This window comes from Paenibacillus sp. FSL R10-2748 (assembly GCF_038005565.1).
Classification (GTDB): Bacteria; Bacillota; Bacilli; order Paenibacillales; family Paenibacillaceae; genus Paenibacillus; species Paenibacillus polymyxa_B.
Genome location: NZ_JBBOTK010000001.1, coordinates 611,725 through 630,618, shown reverse-complemented (window position 1 = coordinate 630,618; position 18,894 = coordinate 611,725). Strand labels below are relative to the sequence as shown.

Genomic DNA, 18,894 nt, shown 5'->3' with positions numbered 1-18,894 from the left:
CATGAGCTTATTATGCGTGTCTCGACACGCTGATCGAACTTAGGAGAGTGTGAAAAATGAGAATAACAGACCTGATGATTAAAGAAACGATGATCATGGACCTGCAGGCGACGACAAAAGACGAGGCGATTGAGGAGCTCATCGCTCGTCTCGAAGCAAGTGGACGTATTAATGACCGTGCCTTGTTTAAAGAAATGATTTACAAACGTGAAGCAGAGTCCAGCACTGGAATCGGCGGCGGCATTGCGATGCCGCATGCCAAGACCAAAGCCGTGAATGAAGCGACTGTCGTTTTCGCCAAAAGCAGTAAAGGCGTAGAATTCGAATCGTTGGATGGTGAGCCGGCGAAAGTATTCTTCATGATTGCGGCTCCAGAGGGAGCAGCAAATACGCATCTTCGCACACTGGCTGCCCTTTCCCGGCTGTTGATTGATACCGATTTTATCGGGAACCTTATGAAAACGCAAACACCGGATGAAGTATCTATGCTGTTTGATACCAAGCAGGCGGAAGAAGAAGCTGCCAAGAAAGCAAAAGAGGCTAAGAAAGAGGATGCCAAAGCACAGCAAACGCCAGACGTTATCGTTGGCAATCCGAATTCTGACGAATTTGTGGTTGCAGTGACCGCTTGTCCTACAGGCATTGCACACACGTTTATGGCAGAAGATGCTCTCATTAAGAAAGCGAAAGAAATGGGTGTAAATATCCGTGTAGAGACGAACGGCTCGGAAGGCGCACAAAACGTACTGACAGCGGATGAAATTCGCCGTGCCAAAGGTGTAATCGTCGCAGCTGACAAGAAGGTTGAAATGGCCAGATTTGACGGTAAACCTGTATTGCAAAGACCAGTAAGCGACGGTATCCGTAAATCTGAGGAACTGATCCGCAAAGCGCTGAACGGCGATGCCCCAATTTATCGTAGTGAAGGTAAAGGCAGCGCTGATGAGTCGAAAGCGGAGAAGAGCAGTGTGGGCAGCAAAATTTACAAGGATTTAATGAACGGTATTTCTCATATGCTGCCATTCGTTGTAGGCGGGGGGATTTTGTTAGCAATTTCCTTCTTGATTGAACAAGTGGCAGGAGAAGACAATGTATTGTTCCAACTGTTGCAGACAATTGGCGGTGGAACAGGTGCGTTCCACTTCCTGATTCCGATACTGGCCGGATTTATCGCGATGAGCATTGGAGACCGCCCGGCACTGATGCCAGGTATGGTTGGGGGTCTGATGGCTGTAAACTCTAATGCAGGTTTCCTTGGCGGTCTGGCAGCTGGTTTCATGGCTGGTTATGTGGTGATCTTCCTGCGTAAAGCTTTTGCAGGTCTGCCGAAAGCGCTGGATGGTTTAAAACCAATCTTGTTATACCCTGTATTTGGACTCCTAATTTCAGGCGCGATTATGTTCTACCTGTTCGATCCGATTTTCGGTGGTATTAATACGTGGCTTGTCAATGTTCTGAACAATTTGGGAACAGGTAATGCAGTTATTTTGGGTCTGATTCTGGGCGGAATGATGTCGATCGACATGGGTGGACCTTTTAACAAAGCAGCTTACGCATTTTCGATCGGTGTCTTTACTTCCAGTGGTAACACGAACGGAGCTATGATGGCGGCTGTTATGGCAGGTGGTATGGTACCTCCGTTGGCGATCGCATTAGCTTCGACGTTCTTCAAAAATAAGTTTACTGAGCAAGAGCGCAAGTCTGGCTTGACGAACTATGTACTTGGATTGTCCTTCATTACGGAAGGAGCCATTCCATTCGCAGCTGCTGATCCTCTGCGTGTCCTGACCTCTTGTATTGTAGGTTCAGCGATTGCTGGTGGTCTGACGCAGTTCTGGCAAATCAATCTTCCAGCTCCACATGGCGGAATTTTTGTAGCAGCTCTTGCCAATCATGCTTTGTTGTTCTTGCTTGCAGTGGCGATTGGTTCCGTGATTTCCGCGCTCATTCTGGGATTGTGGAAAAAACCGCTCGAAGCGAAATAACGGGTATCACAGGAGTGAAAAAATAAAAAGAGGGTCACATTTCCTTAGGCCTTCAAAATAGTAAAGCCGCTAAACACCAGGTTTCTGAGTGTTTGGCGGCTTTTTCTTTATGCAAAGGTGTCGGCTTTGCCTATATAGCTTATTAGTAGTTATTGCATTGGAGCTATAGCCTACAAAGCTCCTTAACCAGCTGTATAAACAGCTTTCGGGCCGAAGACATATACTGCTGGTGATGGTTGTTTTGTAGGAGTCCAATAGGAATATTCGGGTCTGTTAACTGGAGGGGGACGGTGACCAGTTCCTCCTGCATAGGCATTGATGATAGAATCACTCCAACTGAAGGAATCGTTTTTACAAATGTGGGGATCGACGAAATTTGACTGACAGTATAAAAAAACGGCATCGACGGGAAGCGGGAAAGTTCTTTTTCCAGTCGTATATGGTACAAGCAATTCTTACCTCCGACGATAAGCGGGTACTCGTACAGATCTTCGAGATGAAGCTCACTTTTTAACGCAAAAGGGTGATTACGGGACACAATAAAGGCGATGTGTTCGTGATATATGGGTTCAAAGTGTAAGGAAGGAATCGAGTGAGGTTCCCCGGAGATTGCAAAATCCAGCTTACCGTCCACCAAAGCATGTGCGAGTGCATCCGTGTTTCCAACTGTAAAATGGCACGTAATTTTCGGCTTATGCTCTCGAAACTGCTGTAGAACCAAGGGCAGTAAGGTAGCCGCCACCGTTTCAATCACACCGATATGAAGCGTGCCAATCTCCTCCTTTTTCAGAGACTTCGCCTGGTCCATTACAAAATTCCAATGCTGAATAAGCCCGTCTATCTCCTCGGCATATAGTTTGCCTGGGGACGTTAACTCCGCATCCCAACCCCTTTTAAAAAGCTGAAATCCCAGCTCTTTCTCTAGCCTCTGGATTTGGCTCGTGACTGTAGACTGAGCGTAGTTTAATTTGGCAGCAGCTTTTGAAAACGTTCCTTCTTCGATTATGGTACGAAATGTAGTTAATTCTTTCAGATCCACGCATGCTCATCTCCATCGGTGAAATTGAATATATTTATGATTATTTTCAATTATACAGATGAAAGTAAGGGGGAGTACAATTATCTTATCCCAACGGATAGGAGAGATGAGCATGCCATTTGTACGAGTTGGATACATGGAGCAGCAATACACAGAGCAAGAGCTGCCTTGGATTAGCCGCTGTATCATGAACGCTTTGATCGAACATTTTCAGGTTCCGGAAAAAGATTACTTTCAGGTTTTTCATGCTCATAAGCAAAGCGAGTTTTATTATAGTCCCGATTATTTGAATGTACCCAGAACAGATAAGCTGCTGTATATTCAAATTACAATGGGAACGGGTAGAACTACGGAACAAAAAAAGAGTTTCTACCAAAAGTTAGCGGAACTCTTATCTATTGAATGTAAGGTTAGACCGGAGGATGTATTTGTAACACTGGTAGAGACTGAATTAGAGGATTGGTCCTTTGGCAACGGACTTGCCCAGATGATTGTATGAAGCATAAATTGATCAAATCGAGTGTTCGAGAAACCATCGGTGATTTTGCTCCCGCTTTTGTAGGTTATACGGAGGATGTTCTTTTTGGAGATGTATGGAGAAGAAGTGAGCTATCTCTCAGAGAACGGAGTCTCATCACCGTCTCCGCATTGGTAGCGGGTGAGCATGTAAATCAACTCCCTTATCACCTGAAACTGGCCAAGGAGAACGGGATTTCGGAGGAAGAACTGGTTGAGGTCATTACACAGCTTGCCTTTTATGTAGGATGGCCCCGGGCAGCCTCAGCTATTCAGGTTGCCAAAGAGGTATTTTGTAAAGAGAAAGAGAGTTAAACATGAACCTAAAAAAACCGCTAAGCACAAGGGATTCCGAGTGTTTGGCGGTTTTTTTGGCATGGCATACAAATGGAGAAGCGAAGGACTATCTGATCAGATGCAGGCAAAAGTCCAGATCAGCCTGGAGATGCTCCTTCATCAGCCGTTCTGCTGTATCGCCGTCATGTGCGCGGATAGCCTCACAAATATGCTGGTGCTCATCAATCAGAAAGGGACGATGATAGTAGACGACCGTATGACGGAATAAATAAATAACGGATTGCATCCGATTAAACAAATCAATCATCATCGAATTATTACTGGCCTTCATAATGATCTCATGAAACTCTTTGTTCGCTTGCATCACCTCATCCAGCGAGCCGGAACGCCCGATGTCCACACATTGCTCCAAAGCCAGTAGCTCTGTCTCGGACAAGTAGGCAGCCGCGCTGCGCGCCGCATGTCCTTCAAGCAGCATCCGTAGCTCAAAGGTATTGCGCAGGTCGGTTTCAGATAGCTTGACTACACGTTTATTGACGATAAGCCCTTCCTGCTCCAATTTGCGGATGGATTCACGGATAGGCGTGCGGCTTACACCGAGCTGCGTGGCAAGCTTTTCCTCAACCAACTTGGTTCCTTGAGGGATGGTTCCGTTCAGTATCATATCACGCAGTGTTTCATAAGATTGCTGGTGCGCCGTTCGAGAGTTATTGCTGCTGTACTGCATGTCATTCACCTCTACGTCTACTTTAGCGAAAAGATGGAGGTTAAACAATGTCTATCCTATATAATCGATAAAATTGATACAAATTTTAAATTTTTGTATGCAAAAATGAATTTATTGTGTACAATCTCAAATATAAAGACGAATTAATAGCGCTTACATGTGATAAAAAGCGTTTACAAATGGGTTTTTTATAAAAATCCTGAATAGGAAATCGAATTCGAAAAGCTATGGAGGGACTTTAACATGACAAAGAAAATTGGATTTATTGGATTAGGTATTATGGGTCGTCCGATGTCGTTAAATCTTTTGAAAGCGGATTATGAGCTGACCGTATTTGATATTAATCAGGAAACCGTCACTGCTTTGGTTGCGTCAGGCGCACATGCAGCGGCATCCCCGAAGGAAGTTGCAGAGCGCAGTGAAATCATTTTTACGATGTTGCCGAATTCCAATCATGTGAAAGAAGTCATTTTGGGCGAGAACGGGATTTTAAAAGGGGCTAGTATTGGAAGCGTTATCGTAGATATGAGCTCGATTTCTCCAGTCGTCTCCAAAGAGCTGTCGGTGAAAGCCGTTGAGGCTGGTCTGCACATGCTGGATGCCCCTGTCAGTGGTGGCGAACCGAAAGCAATTGATGGGACATTGGCGATTATGGTTGGTGGCAAAGAATCAGTGTTTGAGCATGTCTTGGATGTTCTGCATGTGCTGGGTCAGGATGTCACCTTGGTTGGTGATAACGGCTGCGGCACAACGGCAAAGCTGGCTAACCAGATCATGGTGAACCTGAATATCGCGGCCATGTCCGAAGCGCTTGTATTTGCAGCCAAGGCGGGAATTAATATTGAAAAAATGGTGCAAGCGATTCGCGGTGGATTGGCAGGCAGTGCGGTACTGGATGCTAAAGTTCCTCTGATCTTGCAACGGAATTTTGTAGCTGGGGGTCGGATTGATATTAACCTCAAGGACATCACGAACGTTATGGAAACCGCGCATGACATCGGTGTACCGTTGCCACTTAGTAGCCAACTGCTGGAAATATTCCACGCACTCAAAGTGGATGGTAAAGCGGCGGATGATCACGGCGGAATCGTGCAATATTTTGAAAAACTCGCAGGCGTACAGGTAAAAGCAGAGTAGTAGAGCATGCTAATCAAGAATTTGAATAAGGTGGAGATCACATGAATGTAAATGCAGGATATACTTCGTTGTTAGCTCTTCAAGCAGAATTGCCTCCTGAATGGGACAGCAAAGGATTGCGTCAGGAAATTCGCCGGATTAATGACGCCAGAGGACGGAAAATTATCGTATTAGACGATGATCCGACCGGGGTACAAACCGTTCATGATATTGATGTTTTGACGCAGTGGGATGAAGCATTGCTTCGTGAAGCATTCGACTCACCGGAAACGCTATTTTATATCCTGACCAATACACGCGGACTTGATGCGCAAACCGCAGAACGGATTAACCGCGAGATTGCTCGCAACGTACAGGCTGTCGCCACCGAAAAGGGCAAATCATTTACCTTTGTCAGCCGTAGTGATTCCATGTTGCGTGGGTATTACCCGCTGGAAACGGACGTACTGGCAGAAGAAGGATCGCGTCAAAGTGGACGGAGCTACGACGGTCATTTGATCATTCCAGCCTTTTTCGAAGCTGGACGAGTAACCGGAGGCAACACCCACTATATGGTGGAGGATGATACGCTAATCCCCGTACATGAGTCGGAGTTTGCCAAGGATAAGGTATTTGGCTATGAAAACGGCGATTTAACCGCTTGGGTGGAAGAAAAGACAGAAGGCCGTATTCATGCCTCGGAATGTCTTGTTATTTCACTGGAACAGATTCGCAAGGGACCAGACGCTGTGCAAGAAGTATTGCTACAAGCGAAGGATAACGTACCAATCATCGTCAACGTGCTTTCGTATGCGGATATGGATGTAGTATCACTGGGGCTGCTGAAAGCAGAAGAGCAAGGGAAAACGTTTATTTTCCGCACAGCTGCTTCTTTTGTGAAATCGTATGCCGGGATATCTGACCAGGAATATTTGCCAAAGGAACGACTGATTGCAAGTGGACAGGAAGGTCACGGTGGTATTGTGGTCGTCGGTTCCTATGTTCAAAAAACAACAAAACAGCTGGAGCAGTTACTTACGTACCCGGAAATTGTGGGTCTTGAAATTGATGTGGAACGGGTGTTGGATTCTGAGGGCTACACACAGGAATTAAGCCGTGTTATCGCAGAAGCCAATACACAACTGGCTGCGGGCAACAATGTGGTGGTATACAGTAGCCGCAAACTCATTGCGGTAGATAATAAAGCTGATAATTTCAAAATTAGTCAAACGGTATCCGGTGCACTGGTCGAAATCGTACAGTCGCTTGAGACGGTGCCTAAGTTTATCATCGCCAAAGGCGGCATTACTTCCAGTGATGTGGCAACCAAAGGTCTTGCTATCCGAAAAGCACGTGTACTCGGCCAGGTTGCGGCAGGCATCCCTGTGTGGCTGACCGGAAACGAAGCCAAATTCAGCGGCATTCCGTATATTGTGTTCCCTGGTAATGTGGGCGGAGAACGAACATTGCTGGAAACCGTAGAGAAAATTGAAAACGAGCAGGGTTAACCCCTGTTTTTCAACAAACTTAGAGAGCGCTTACTTAATGAGGGGGTTATAACATGTATTCCGTATTCGGACTCAGTCATGATGCAAGTTTGTTATTGTATGCACTTATTTCTATTATTGGACTGATTCTGCTGATCGCTAAAGTCAAAATGAACCCATTTGTCGCGCTCATCGTCGGTGCTGTATTCATGGGTCTAATTGCAGGTATGCCGCTGAAAAGTATTGTGACAGCTTATCAAGAAGGTGTGGCCAGTGTGCTCGGTTTTATCGCCATTGTTCTTGGTCTGGGTACGATGCTGGGTAAGCTGATGGCTGAGTCTGGTGGTGCGGAGCAGATTGCCAAGACCATGGTGCGGGTGTTCGGTGAGAAAAATGTTCACTGGGCCATGATGGTGGTCGCTGTCATTTGTGGTATCCCGGTATTCATTCAGGTAGGTATCGTACTGTTGTTCCCGCTCGTATTCGTTATTGCCAAGCATACCGGAACTTCGCTCATTAAAATCGGGATTTCTCTTGTAGCTGGATTGGCGGTTGTGCATAGTCTTATCCCTCCGCATCCGGCAGCGATGCTGGCAGTAGGTATTTTTAACGCGAATATTGGTAAAACGATCTTCCTTGCGCTTATCGTAGCATTGCCGTCCGCAGCGATTGCGGGTCCGATCTACGGAAGCTGGATTTCCAAACGTATCAAGGTGGAGACTTCGAGTGAATTGATGGAACAATTTACAGAAACGAAAGAAAGAGAATTGCCGGGCTTTGGTATTACACTCTTCACCATTATGCTGCCCGTTATTTTGATGCTGCTGGCGACGATTGTCGATCTGATTTTGCCAGAAGCCAACGTCTTCAGACAGGTCATTGATTTCATCGGCAGTCCGATTATTGCGTTGCTGATTGCTTTGCTGTTCTCGCTTTACTCTTTTGGTTATGCACGCAACTTCGATAGCAAGCAGCTATTGAAGTTTACGAACGATTGCCTGGGTCCGGTTGCTTCTATCATCCTGCTGATCGGTGCAGGCGGTGGTTTCAACAAGATTCTGACTGCCAGCGGTGTAGGAGATGCGATTGCAGGTTTTGCCCAGCATGCACATTTGTCTCCGCTTGTATTGGCCTTTGTGATTGCAGGTCTTATCCGGGCCGCCGTTGGTTCCGCCACGGTAGCCATGACGACGGCGGCAGGTATTGTCGCTCCGATTGCAGTCACGATGCCGGGGGTGAGCCCGGAGCTACTGGTGTTGGCTACCGGAGCAGGCTCGATCATTTTGTCCCACGTGAATGACTCCGGCTTCTGGATTGTTAAAGAATACATGAACCTGTCCGTACCTCAAACGCTGAAAACGTGGACAGTCATGGAAACCATTCTCGGGTTCAGTGCTTTTGGTATCGTGATGATACTCAGTATTTTTATCTGATTTGTTCATAAACGATCTTCCCAGAAGACTTTTCAGCATGATTGTATTGTTATTCTGCTTTGAAAGCGGTATAGTAAGAGTAATTGAATGAAGGGTCAAGTGCCCTTCGGGATTGTTACTGGTTAGCAGGCGATACCCAAATAATGACTAATTGATTTAGTCGTTATTTGGTTTTTTTTGTTATTACAAACTTTGTCATTACATCAATGAGGTGAGCAGATAAATGATCATCCGGCAAATATTTAACAACAATGTCATCCGGGCCGAAAATCAGGTGGGTCATGAATTTGTTGTCATCGGGAATGGTCTGGGCTTTAAAAAGAAAAATGGTCAGAGGGTTGATGAGGAAAAAATAGAAAAAACCTTTGTATTAAAGTCTGATAAAATTCCGCAAAAATTAATTGATCTCATTGGAGAAACATCTGTAGAGTATTTAAAGGTGGCGGATGAAATTGTAGGCAGCGCGAAAAGGGAAATGGGAGATATTTTTAGTGATAATATCTATATTTCTCTGATTGACCATATTCAATTTGCCATCTCTCGATACAGAAAATCCGTGGGACTTAAAAATTCACTGTTATGGCAAATTAAAAAATTTTACAAGAAAGAATTTATGATTGGAATGAATGCATTGGATATCATCCATGCTCAATTTGGCATCCAAATGGATGAGCATGAAGCCAGCTTTATTGCTATGCATTTTGTAAATGCAAGACAAGACGGTCAGGGAATGAAACAAACGGTTGAGATTACCGAGGTCATTGATGACATTTTCAACATTGTAACCGATTACTATCAGATTACACTGGATGAAACTTCGTTCAATTATTCCCGGTTTATTACTCATTTGCAGTACTTTGCCCAACGATTGCTGAGCAATGAACAAGAGCAACTGGCTTCAGGTGACAATTTCTTGTATGATCAGGTCAAAGATAAATATGCGAGGGCTTTTCAATGTACCCAATTAATCAATCAATATTTGGAATTAAAGCATGAAAGTGCTATGTCGATTGACGAAAAAGTGTATTTGACGATTCATATACAGCGTGTAACCTCCAGAAACGATATGGCTACTTCTTAGAAAAAAAGCTTGCAAACGATTTCTAAGTGATTTATAGTAGGCTCACAACTTAAATATAAGGATTGTTACTGGTTAAGCAGGCGATACCTAAATGAATGGCAGTGATCATGTTCTTTGATCATACAGGCCTTTCGTTTAGGTATTTTTTTGTTTTCAGGCAATCTGCCCAAGAGGAGAATGAACATGGACCATAAGAAAATGGGCGAAGACATCGTACGTCTCGTTGGAGGAGAAGAAAATATCAATGGGCTTGTCCATTGTGCTACACGACTCCGATTTGACCTGAAGGATTCACGAAAAGCCGAAAGAGAAGCGCTTGAGAAGCACGAGGGGATCATTACAGTTGTTGAAAGCGGAGGACAATTTCAAGTTGTTATTGGCAGCCATGTTGCCTATGTATATGCGGAGATCATGAAAAACAGGAATTTTGAATCGAATTCCTCTACAGCCAGTGAATCTAGTGGTAAAAAAACATCGGTCATATCCACAATCTTTGAAGTCATTTCCGGCAGTTTCTCCCCGTTGATTCCGGCGATGGCGGGCTCGGGAATGATAAAAGCACTCCTGACGGTTTTGACCTTGCTGGGATGGATGTCTGCAACAAGTGATACTTATATGATCCTGTCTGCTGCAGGGAATGCTGTGTTTTACTTTTTGCCGATTTTGCTTGGGATCACGCTTGGTATAAAGCTGAAGGCGAATCCTTATGTAGCTGGTGTGATCGGTGCGGCTCTCATGGAACCCAACTTTACGGGGCTGATGGACAAAGGCTCTGATGTATCGTTTTTAGGAATACCAGTGGTCATGATGAACTACTCCGCCAGTGTTTTCCCGATTTTCATATCCATTAGCATATATGCGTTGGTGGATAAGTTTTTGAAGAAGATCATTCTTAAGGATTTACAACTATTTTTAGTTCCGATGCTGGCTTTAATGATTATGGTTCCGCTATCTGCGATGGCTTTCGGACCTTTCGGTACAGGGGTAGGAGATTGGATTTCTTCAGGTGTGACATGGTTAATCGGTGTAAGTGGCATTTTGTCAGGGATTGTTCTTGGCGGTTTTATGACCTTTATGGTCGTCTTCGGACTTCACTGGGGTTTTACACCCATTACGATTCAAAATATCGGTGTTGGCGGTGATCCGATTGAGGCGATGGCTGCAGCAGCTGTATTTGCTCAAATTGGTGTCGCATTTGGTATCTTCCTGAAGGCGAGAAAAGATAAAACACTTAGAACTCTTGCTGGTTCCACGAGTATTACAGGATTGCTGGCTGGTGTGACAGAGCCGATAGTGTATGGACTTGTACTTCGCTTTAAACGTGTCATTCCAATCGTTATTATTGCAGGGGCTATAGGCGGTGCCATCAATGGACATTTTGGGGTGAAAATGACGGCTTATGTTTTTCACAACATTTTTGCGATTCCAGTATATACGCCAACCTTAATTTATGTTATCGCCATTGCATGTTCATTTATAGCTGCAACGATGCTGATCCTTATTTTTGGATATGAAAGCAAGGTGAAGGGGGAGGCCCCAGAAACAGTTGAATCCGTGAAAACAGCAGAACCAGAGCCTGTTGTTACAGCAACCAAGGCCGTTGATATCAAGAAAGAAACAATCTACAGCCCGATCACAGGCAGGACCACACCACTGAGTCAAGTGAATGATTCTGCATTTTCTACAGGGGCTATGGGAAAAGGGTTAGCCATTGAACCGTCTGTCGGCGAGGTTGTAGCGCCAATAGATGGGGTCGTAACCTCGCTGTTCCCCACAGGACATGCCATAGGATTGACTTCCAGTGCAGGTACAGAGATATTAATTCATATCGGAATTAACACCGTTGCGCTGAAAGGGAAGCATTTTAATCCAGTGGTTAAAGAGGGCGACAGCGTGAAACAGGGCGATTTGTTAATCCAATTTGACAGGGAGCAGATTATTGAAGCAGGATACGAAATCGTAACGCCTGTCATCGTCACACTTACGCAACATAAAGTGGACGTATTTGAGACAAATCAGGAGCAGATTCAAAAAAATGAAGTATTGTTAACTTTGGTTGTGTGATACTGGCAAGCATCATCATCACATATATGAATTGCGAACATCAGAAGGATATAACTATAACTGGAGGGACTAGATCATGAAACATAATCAATTGAAGGCATTTCCTGAAAATTTTTTCTGGGGAGCTTCCACTTCCGCTTATCAAGTAGAGGGTGCATGGGACGAAGATGGAAAAGGACCTTCTGTCATTGACATGGCTAATCACGTCGAAGGGGTCACTGATTTTAAGGTAACCAGTGATCATTACCATATGTTCAAAGAAGACGTAGCTCTGATGGCTGAAATGGGCTTTAAAGCATATCGTTTCTCTATTGCTTGGACACGTATTTATCCCCAGGGCGCAGGTGAAGTTAATCAGAAGGGAATTGCGTTTTACAGCTCATTAATTGATGAACTAATTAAATACGGGATTGAACCGATTGTTACTATGTATCATTTTGATCTGCCTTATGCTCTTGAAAAACAAGGCGGTTGGTCGAAGAGGGAGACGATTGATGCCTTCGAACAGTATGCCAAAACATTGTTTGAGAACTTTGGAGACAGGGTGAAATATTGGTTAACCATTAATGAGCAGAACATGCTGATTCTCCATCCCGGTTCTATTGGCACATTAGATACAAGTCTCGAAAATCCACAAAGGGTACTGTATCAACAAAATCATCATATGTTAGTCGCGCAGGCGAAAGCAATGGTATTGTGCCATGAAATGCTACCTGACGCGAAAATTGGACCTGCGCCGAATATCGGGGTTATCTATCCAGCCAGTTCCAAGCCGGAAGATACACTGGCGGCTGATAACTATGCAGCGATTCGCAACTGGCTCTATCTGGATATGGCTGTATTTGGCCGTTACAATCACATTGCGTGGAGCTATTTGGTCGAGAAAGGCTATGAGCCTGTCATTGAAGAAGGGGATATGGACATTTTAGCGAAGGGGAACCCGGACTTTATCGCATTTAATTATTATACCTCTCAAACCGTAGGAGAAAGTTTAGATGACGGAAATGATTTTTCACATACAGGAGATCAGCATGAAATTGTGGGTGAACCCGGAGCATATCGAGGTTCCGTCAACCCCAACCTGCAAACGACGGAGTTTGGTTGGGAGATTGATCCGGTCGGTTTTAGAACCACATTACGCCAAATTTATTCTCGCTACCACTTGCCTTTAATCGTGACAGAGAACGGCTTGGGCGCTTTTGACAAGCTTGAAGAAGGGGATTTAGTGAATGATCCTTACCGCATTGACTTTTTCAAGAAACATATCGAGCAGATTCAACTGGCTATTACAGACGGTGTAGAAGTATTCGGCTTCTGTCCGTGGTCTGCGATTGATCTTGTTAGTACCCATCAGGGCTCCAGCAAGCGTTACGGGTTTATCTATGTGGATCGTGAGGAGTTTGATCTCAAGGATCTGCGTCGTATTCGTAAACAAAGCTTCTATTGGTATCAAAAGTTGATCTCCACAAACGGTGAAATTCGTTAATTAAAGTATCGTAACTAGAGCACCTCTCTAAATGGAAGATTTCCATTTAGGGAGGTGTTTATATTTTTTAAACCTTAGGGGGAGAGGTTGATTTCATTTAAGCAACAATTATCCCTTTTCCAGAAGTGTGATTATGTATTATATAATAGAAGAAACACAAACGGAAAGGACATTATGCATTGACCTTACAACAATTAAAATATGTCATTGAGGTTGCCAATCGCGGTTCCATGAATGAGGCGGCAAAGCGGTTGTTCATTTCCCAGCCCAGTCTGTCGAACGCGATTCGTGATTTGGAGGAAGAAATTCATATCACCATTTTTGAGCGTACCAATAAGGGGATTTCTTTGTCCAAGGAAGGCGTGGAATTCCTCGGTTATGCACGCCAGGTCGTTGAGCAGGCGGAGTTACTGGAAAGTCGGTATCTGGATGCCAAGCCTTCACCACAGCATTTTGCTGTGTCCACGCAGCATTACGCATTTGCTGTAAATGCATTCGTAAATCTGGTAAATCAATATGGTCAAGAAGAGTATGAATTGGCTTTACGAGAGACCAAAACCCATGAAATCATACAGGATGTCAAAAGCCTGCGCAGTGAGATTGGAATCCTGTATCTGAACGAATTTAACGCCAAGGTCATTAACAAGCTGCTAAAAGATGCGAATCTGCAATTCAATAGCCTGTTTACGGCCAAGCCGCATATTTTTATCAGTGCCAATAATCCGCTCTCCCGACAGTCTATCGTGACCATTGATCAGCTTCATCCGTATCCGTATTTGTCCTTTGAACAAGGGGAGTACAATTCCTTTCACTTTTCCGAGGAGATTCTCAGTACGTTATCGCATCCCAAAAGCATTCGTGTCCATGACCGGGCGACCCTTTTTAATTTGCTCATTGGCTTGAACGGCTATACGATTTCTACCGGGGTGATCAGTGCGGATCTGAACGGTAACGACATTATTTCCGTCCCTCTGGAATGTGATGAGTCTATTAATGTGGGATGGATTTGCCATAAAAACGCTGCGCTCTCCAAGCTGGCTACCGTCTATGTAGAAGCGTTGCATGAGGCGATAGGGGAATAAAAGAATGGGTATAGCCTTAGGCTATAACTAGCTATAGTTTATTGGAGTTACCTTATAACTGAAAATGTATGTTATCTTTCTTACAAGAACTTCACTACAGAAGCGAAAAAGGAGATAACCCTAATGAGCAGCATCCTTGACAATGCATCCCAACGTAAAGTGACCCCTTTTAGACATGATATGGTCGGCAGCTTTTTGCGCCCGCAAGCGATTAAAGACGCCAGAATTCAATTTCAAAATAATGAAATCTCTGCGGACGAGCTGAGAAAGATTGAAGATAACGAAATTATCAAGCTAGTAGAAAAGCAAAAATCCGTAGGACTTCAAGCCGTGACGGACGGTGAATTCAGACGCTCTTGGTGGCATCTTGATTTTATGTGGGGGCTGGACGGCGTGGAAAAGGTACAGCTTTCGAACGGCTACCAATTCCAAGGTGTGGAAACAAGAGCGGAAACCGCACGCTTGTCCGGTAAAATCGGACATTCCCGTCATCCTTTCATTGAAGATTTCAAATTCCTGAAGCAAGTAGCAGGTGAGGATGCCATCGCGCGCCAAACGATCCCGGCACCTGCGCAATTCCTGGCCGAGCTGTTGCGCGGAGAGAATAAAGAAACAACCGATACGTATTACAGCAATCTGGATGAGCTGGTGACGGATATCGCCAAAGCTTACAAATCCGTGATTCAAGCGTTGTACAATGAGGGCTGCCGCAGTTTGCAACTGGATGATTGCACATGGGGTATGCTCTGTGATAAAAACTATTGGGAAGCTAGACAGCATGCGGGTGAGAATGTGGAAGATACCAAAAAGCTGTTCGCTCGCGTGAATCAGGAAACGGTGAATGATCTCCCAGCCGATTTGGTCGTTACGACCCACGTATGCCGTGGTAACTACCATTCCACCTGGGCATCCTCTGGCGGCTATGAGCCTGTAGCCGAAACTCTGTTCGGCATCGACAACATCGACGGCTACTATCTCGAATTCGATACCGACCGTGCAGGTGATTTCACACCGCTTAAGCATCTGAAAGATCAAAAGCAGGTCGTACTAGGCCTCGTTTCCTCCAAAACGGGTGAACTGGAAGACAAGCAGACGGTCATTAACCGCATTAAGGAAGCGACTCAATTCGTCGACATCAACCACATCTGCCTCAGCCCACAATGCGGCTTTGCTTCGACAGAAGAGGGCAATATTCTGACAGAAGAGCAGCAGTGGAAAAAGCTTGCTTTCATTAAAGAGATTGCGGACGAGATTTGGAAGTAAGGGTTTAGGAGAAATACCTTGGAGAAATTTGGTCATACCCCTGTCAAGTAGACAGAACTAAAAAGACATCTTTAAGCGGCAACCGTTTCTCGGTATTCAATCGGGGAACGGTTGTTTAATTTTTTCTGAAATCTATTTTCATTATAAAATAAGATGTACTCCCGTACGTGTTGTTCTACCCCCGCTAGGGTTCCGGGTTTCGTTAAATAAATCTTCTCTGTTTTAAGATGGGAAAAGAAGGATTCTATACAGGCATTGTCTAGGCAATTTCCACGCCTTGAATGGCTTCCAAGCATTCCAAGCCGCTTAAGTTTGCGGTTAAACGGCTTGGAGGTATACTGAAACCCCTGGTCTGAATGGAGAATGACACCCTCCATGTTCACGTTCTTACTTAGAACGTCTAGCGTCTCGCTAACTAGAGCAAGGTCATTTCGTTCCGAAAGACGCCAAGCCACAATTTCATAGCTAAACAGATCTTGAATGACAGAGAGATATACAAACCGCTCTCCAGCTCGTATGTATGTAATATCGGTAACCAGCTTGGGCGTAAAGCAGTAGCATACTTCATCATTTGGTTGTACTGCTGCCTAACCAGTTCCCAATTGATCGGGCGAGTCAGTACCGGTTGCAAATTCGGATAAGCATCGGTCATGCCTGGTTCCGGTCTAATAGCAGCCCAGGGGCGTTTTCCAATCAGCAATATATAAATCGAAACGTTTTAGTTCGTCTATATATTGTAACTACGAGCGTTGGAAATTGAATTATGAAAATACTGACATAAGAAAAATGGCGACACCCTTAATAATGAAATCATTGCAAGTATCTAAATAGGTATCCTAAGTAAATTTTGATATGTATATGATTTTATTCTAAAAAATGGTATGATGAATTGCGGAAAGGTCTATGCGATTCATCTGATTGCAGTAGTCCTCGTTTCATGAGTTGATTTTCTATATGTTCCTGATAAGGGGTGGTTATTTTTGTACAATACACCTACAGTTTCGGCGAAGTTTGAAGATTATATAAAACTAAACGATATGACACTGGCTCAATTTGCGGAATATTCAGGTGTCCATCAAAGAACACTTAGTAATTGGATTATTCAGCATCGTCCACTTTCCGTGCAGCAGCTTGATCGAATCACTGTGACTATGGGTTTATCGGAAGGTCACTTTTACGATCTATACATAGAAAACTACATCATTGACCTCCCCCTAAACATGAGACGAATTGAACCATTGTTATATCGTTGTACGGAGCTGGACAAGCTGGAAGCGATCCGTCGAATGGTTGGACATATTATGGACAAGCTTATGTACTTTCCCAGACTATATCAAATTGCAGAAACATTATTTTCACAGCGACAACATGCTGCTGCACTGTTTATATGTTAGAATATTTCAGAAATGGAAAGATATAAGCGCTCCGAGCGCTTGGCAGTCTGTCAGTATCGTATATTCACGATTCAGGTTGGAGACGATCAAAGCCGAAATGTCAGGGCAGTAGCCGTTTTTGAAGCTTTTGTCGAACGACTGGATGAAATAGAGCAGCTTAACGTATTGAAGGATCTGGCTAATGTATAGGTCTTTGCGTAAATGGGACAAGTTTGACGAAATGGCGAGGAAATGAGGGCTAAAGCGGAAATCCAATATTCGATGAAACATCAACAAGAAAGTCGAGAGCGTGATGATTCCGCCAAGAAGCTAAGTCGTCCCATCTTTGTGTACATCATTTATGCTGATCTACTGTGTGCTAGTGTCTGTGAAGCCCAAGGCGATTATCAACAAGTTCTACAATATACATATGACTACGCTGATTTAGATTGGGCCATAGAGACTGATGAGGATACCCGACACTGGATTGGTTTGTTTCAACAATGGGCGGAAGGCAATACTTACGTATATAAGCTTTTGTCGGGAGATATAAATGTACTACATGATTATATTGAATATATCGCTGCAACATGGGGTAGTTCCAGCGTAGCTGATACTACCCCATGTAAATGAAATGTGAAAAACGTATTTTTATGGGTAACATCTCTGGTGCTGTTGATCGTCGTATTTCAAGGAGGCCCGTACGTTTAAGAAAACGTTGTCTAGTACCAAGAATTACAAAATGAAAAGGAGGTACTTGCTGCGCTAAAAAGTATACCTTTAGGTTTGTTGTTAGGAAATATTGCGCAGCTATTACAAATTATGGAGTTTATCAGTGTGTTACATGTGGAGACTGATTCGGTATGGCGTGATTTAATCTGCAAATATGTGAAGCAGCAGCCAGATATGAAATATGTCGCAAGTATAGCAACGGAGCAGGAAGCCATTCATTTTGCAGAACAGTATAAAGTCGATGTTATCGTGATGGATGTAACACTGACCTCTTCGCAGTATGATGGGTTGGATGCAGTGAGAGAGATTTTGATGAGAAAACATGTTAGCATTATTATCCTATCTTCAGTAGATAATTTGGAAGTGATTGCAGACTCCTTTAGCGTTGGAGCCGTCAACTATATTATGAAGAAGAACTACACGGATCTTGCTGCGGCTATTCGCGATGCGTATCATAATCGCGTAGCGATTCATCCTGACGCTGCTAGCGTGCTGTGCGATGAGTTCCGCAAACTAAGATTGGAAGAGCTTGAACGCTCCCTTACGCGGACCGAGCGACAAGTAATCGTGTATCTACACGAAGGGTACTCTAAATCAAAAATAAGCGAAGTTCTGCATGTCGAACCGGAAACAATTAAAACACATGTGAAACATATACTCACAAAGCTAGATGTGGGTAGTTGCAAAGACGCAGTCAAAGTAGCAAGACGGCGAGGATTGTTTGATAACAATTACGTTATGCGATAGGGGGAGAAAAATGTAACCCTAGTAAAAAATAGAATCTATAATATAATTTGTAATAGAGGAGCTGGATCGCGCTATCTGTATTGGCGCCGGTATAGATTGCTATCACTGCTTCTCTAATTAGGAATTTGTCTAGCTTGGTGAAATACCGAGAGACAATGAAAATCTGAGGAGGTAGTTATTATGTCTAATAATCAATTTGATCTTGATGTACAAGTAAGCAAAAATGTTGGTAAAATCGAGCCTCAAGTTACCAGTGTGTTTGCTTGCACTCCAGGATGTATTACTGGACCGAATTGTGGATCTAGTGAGTGCGGAACTGTGCCTTGTGGTAAAACAACATCGAGACTTTGTTAATAAAAAACCAAGTATGATCATATGTAGTCAGTAATGTTAACGTTCTGCAGGCTTCTGTCTAGTTGTTAGTCGTGTGGGCTAATGCAAGACAGATGTCTGCACTTTTTTGTAG

The 18,894-nt window shown here is 44.1% G+C and carries 15 protein-coding genes and 3 pseudogenes; 14 read left to right on the top strand and 4 right to left on the bottom strand.

The window, feature by feature from the left end; all coding sequences use genetic code 11:
* The first annotated feature begins 56 nt into the window (after positions 1 to 56).
* Positions 57 to 1,985: a PTS fructose transporter subunit IIABC gene (locus NSS66_RS02960; RefSeq protein ID WP_076157068.1), complete on the top strand. Its 1,929-nt coding sequence runs from the start codon at positions 57 to 59 to the stop codon at positions 1,983 to 1,985.
* A 163-nt stretch (positions 1,986 to 2,148) separates the two neighbouring features.
* Here the strand turns inward: NSS66_RS02960 and NSS66_RS02955 are convergent, their stop codons facing one another.
* Complete coding sequence (locus NSS66_RS02955; RefSeq protein WP_340958434.1) at positions 2,149 to 3,024, bottom strand: LysR family transcriptional regulator; 876 nt, start codon at positions 3,022 to 3,024, stop codon at positions 2,149 to 2,151.
* Positions 3,025 to 3,136: 112 nt separating this feature from the next.
* Between NSS66_RS02955 and NSS66_RS02950 the strand changes: the two genes are divergently transcribed.
* Together NSS66_RS02950 and NSS66_RS02945 are read left to right on the top strand one after the other, a co-directional pair.
* On the top strand, positions 3,137 to 3,523 hold the full coding sequence (locus tag NSS66_RS02950) for a tautomerase family protein (RefSeq protein ID WP_023987945.1): 387 nt from the start codon (positions 3,137 to 3,139) through the stop codon (positions 3,521 to 3,523).
* Positions 3,520 to 3,855 (top strand): carboxymuconolactone decarboxylase family protein, encoded by a 336-nt coding sequence (locus tag NSS66_RS02945; protein WP_023987946.1) that lies wholly within the window; start codon positions 3,520 to 3,522, stop codon positions 3,853 to 3,855. Before NSS66_RS02950 ends, NSS66_RS02945 begins: the two co-directional genes overlap by 4 nt.
* Before the next feature lie 88 nt (positions 3,856 to 3,943).
* Here the strand turns inward: NSS66_RS02945 and NSS66_RS02940 are convergent, their stop codons facing one another.
* The gene (locus tag NSS66_RS02940) at positions 3,944 to 4,564 is read right to left on the bottom strand and encodes a GntR family transcriptional regulator (protein WP_279831321.1); all 621 of its coding nucleotides are present in this window, start codon (positions 4,562 to 4,564) and stop codon (positions 3,944 to 3,946) included.
* Positions 4,565 to 4,807: 243 nt separating this feature from the next.
* Here NSS66_RS02940 and garR point away from each other — a divergent pair, with 243 nt between their 5' ends.
* The 8 genes from garR to NSS66_RS02900 all read left to right on the top strand — a co-directional run bounded on the left by garR (position 4,808) and on the right by NSS66_RS02900 (position 15,576).
* Positions 4,808 to 5,701 carry a 2-hydroxy-3-oxopropionate reductase gene (gene garR, locus NSS66_RS02935; protein ID WP_071558949.1) on the top strand — a complete coding sequence of 298 codons (894 nt, stop codon included), beginning with the start codon at positions 4,808 to 4,810 and terminating at the stop codon, positions 5,699 to 5,701.
* Between the two features lie 41 nt (positions 5,702 to 5,742).
* Entirely contained in the window at positions 5,743 to 7,188 is a 1,446-nt protein-coding gene (locus NSS66_RS02930; RefSeq protein ID WP_340958432.1) for a four-carbon acid sugar kinase family protein, read from the top strand.
* Positions 7,189 to 7,241: 53 nt separating this feature from the next.
* A complete protein-coding gene (locus NSS66_RS02925; RefSeq protein WP_023987950.1) occupies positions 7,242 to 8,600 on the top strand; it encodes a GntP family permease in 1,359 nt (452 codons plus the stop codon).
* 223 nt (positions 8,601 to 8,823) lie between these two features.
* Positions 8,824 to 9,681 (top strand): BglG family transcription antiterminator LicT, encoded by an 858-nt coding sequence (gene licT / locus NSS66_RS02920; RefSeq protein WP_023987951.1) that lies wholly within the window; start codon positions 8,824 to 8,826, stop codon positions 9,679 to 9,681.
* A gap of 183 nt (positions 9,682 to 9,864) precedes the next feature.
* Positions 9,865 to 11,745: a beta-glucoside-specific PTS transporter subunit IIABC gene (locus NSS66_RS02915; protein ID WP_023987952.1), complete on the top strand. Its 1,881-nt coding sequence runs from the start codon at positions 9,865 to 9,867 to the stop codon at positions 11,743 to 11,745.
* 76 nt (positions 11,746 to 11,821) lie between these two features.
* Positions 11,822 to 13,231 carry a glycoside hydrolase family 1 protein gene (locus NSS66_RS02910; protein WP_340958431.1) on the top strand — a complete coding sequence of 470 codons (1,410 nt, stop codon included), beginning with the start codon at positions 11,822 to 11,824 and terminating at the stop codon, positions 13,229 to 13,231.
* A gap of 179 nt (positions 13,232 to 13,410) precedes the next feature.
* On the top strand, positions 13,411 to 14,313 hold the full coding sequence (locus tag NSS66_RS02905; protein WP_023987954.1) for a LysR family transcriptional regulator: 903 nt from the start codon (positions 13,411 to 13,413) through the stop codon (positions 14,311 to 14,313).
* A 123-nt stretch (positions 14,314 to 14,436) separates the two neighbouring features.
* A complete protein-coding gene (locus NSS66_RS02900; protein ID WP_023987955.1) occupies positions 14,437 to 15,576 on the top strand; it encodes a 5-methyltetrahydropteroyltriglutamate--homocysteine S-methyltransferase in 1,140 nt (379 codons plus the stop codon).
* Between the two features lie 71 nt (positions 15,577 to 15,647).
* On the opposite strand, the pseudogene NSS66_RS02895 reads toward NSS66_RS02900, so the two are convergent.
* A pseudogene (locus NSS66_RS02895) lies at positions 15,648 to 16,118 on the bottom strand (IS3 family transposase); the annotation flags it as partial.
* Between the two features lie 2 nt (positions 16,119 to 16,120).
* Positions 16,121 to 16,243, bottom strand: a pseudogene (locus NSS66_RS02890) (Tn3 family transposase); the annotation flags it as partial.
* A 313-nt stretch (positions 16,244 to 16,556) separates the two neighbouring features.
* On the opposite strand from NSS66_RS02890, the pseudogene NSS66_RS02885 reads away from it, so the two are divergent.
* The 3 genes and pseudogenes from NSS66_RS02885 to NSS66_RS02875 all read left to right on the top strand — a co-directional run.
* Positions 16,557 to 17,540, top strand: a pseudogene (locus tag NSS66_RS02885) (helix-turn-helix domain-containing protein); the annotation flags it as partial.
* A 246-nt stretch (positions 17,541 to 17,786) separates the two neighbouring features.
* The gene (locus NSS66_RS02880) at positions 17,787 to 18,428 is read left to right on the top strand and encodes a response regulator transcription factor (RefSeq protein WP_338533438.1); all 642 of its coding nucleotides are present in this window, start codon (positions 17,787 to 17,789) and stop codon (positions 18,426 to 18,428) included.
* 180 nt (positions 18,429 to 18,608) lie between these two features.
* Complete coding sequence (locus NSS66_RS02875) at positions 18,609 to 18,782, top strand: gallidermin/nisin family lantibiotic (protein WP_081047461.1); 174 nt, start codon at positions 18,609 to 18,611, stop codon at positions 18,780 to 18,782.
* Positions 18,783 to 18,894 lie beyond the last annotated feature (112 nt).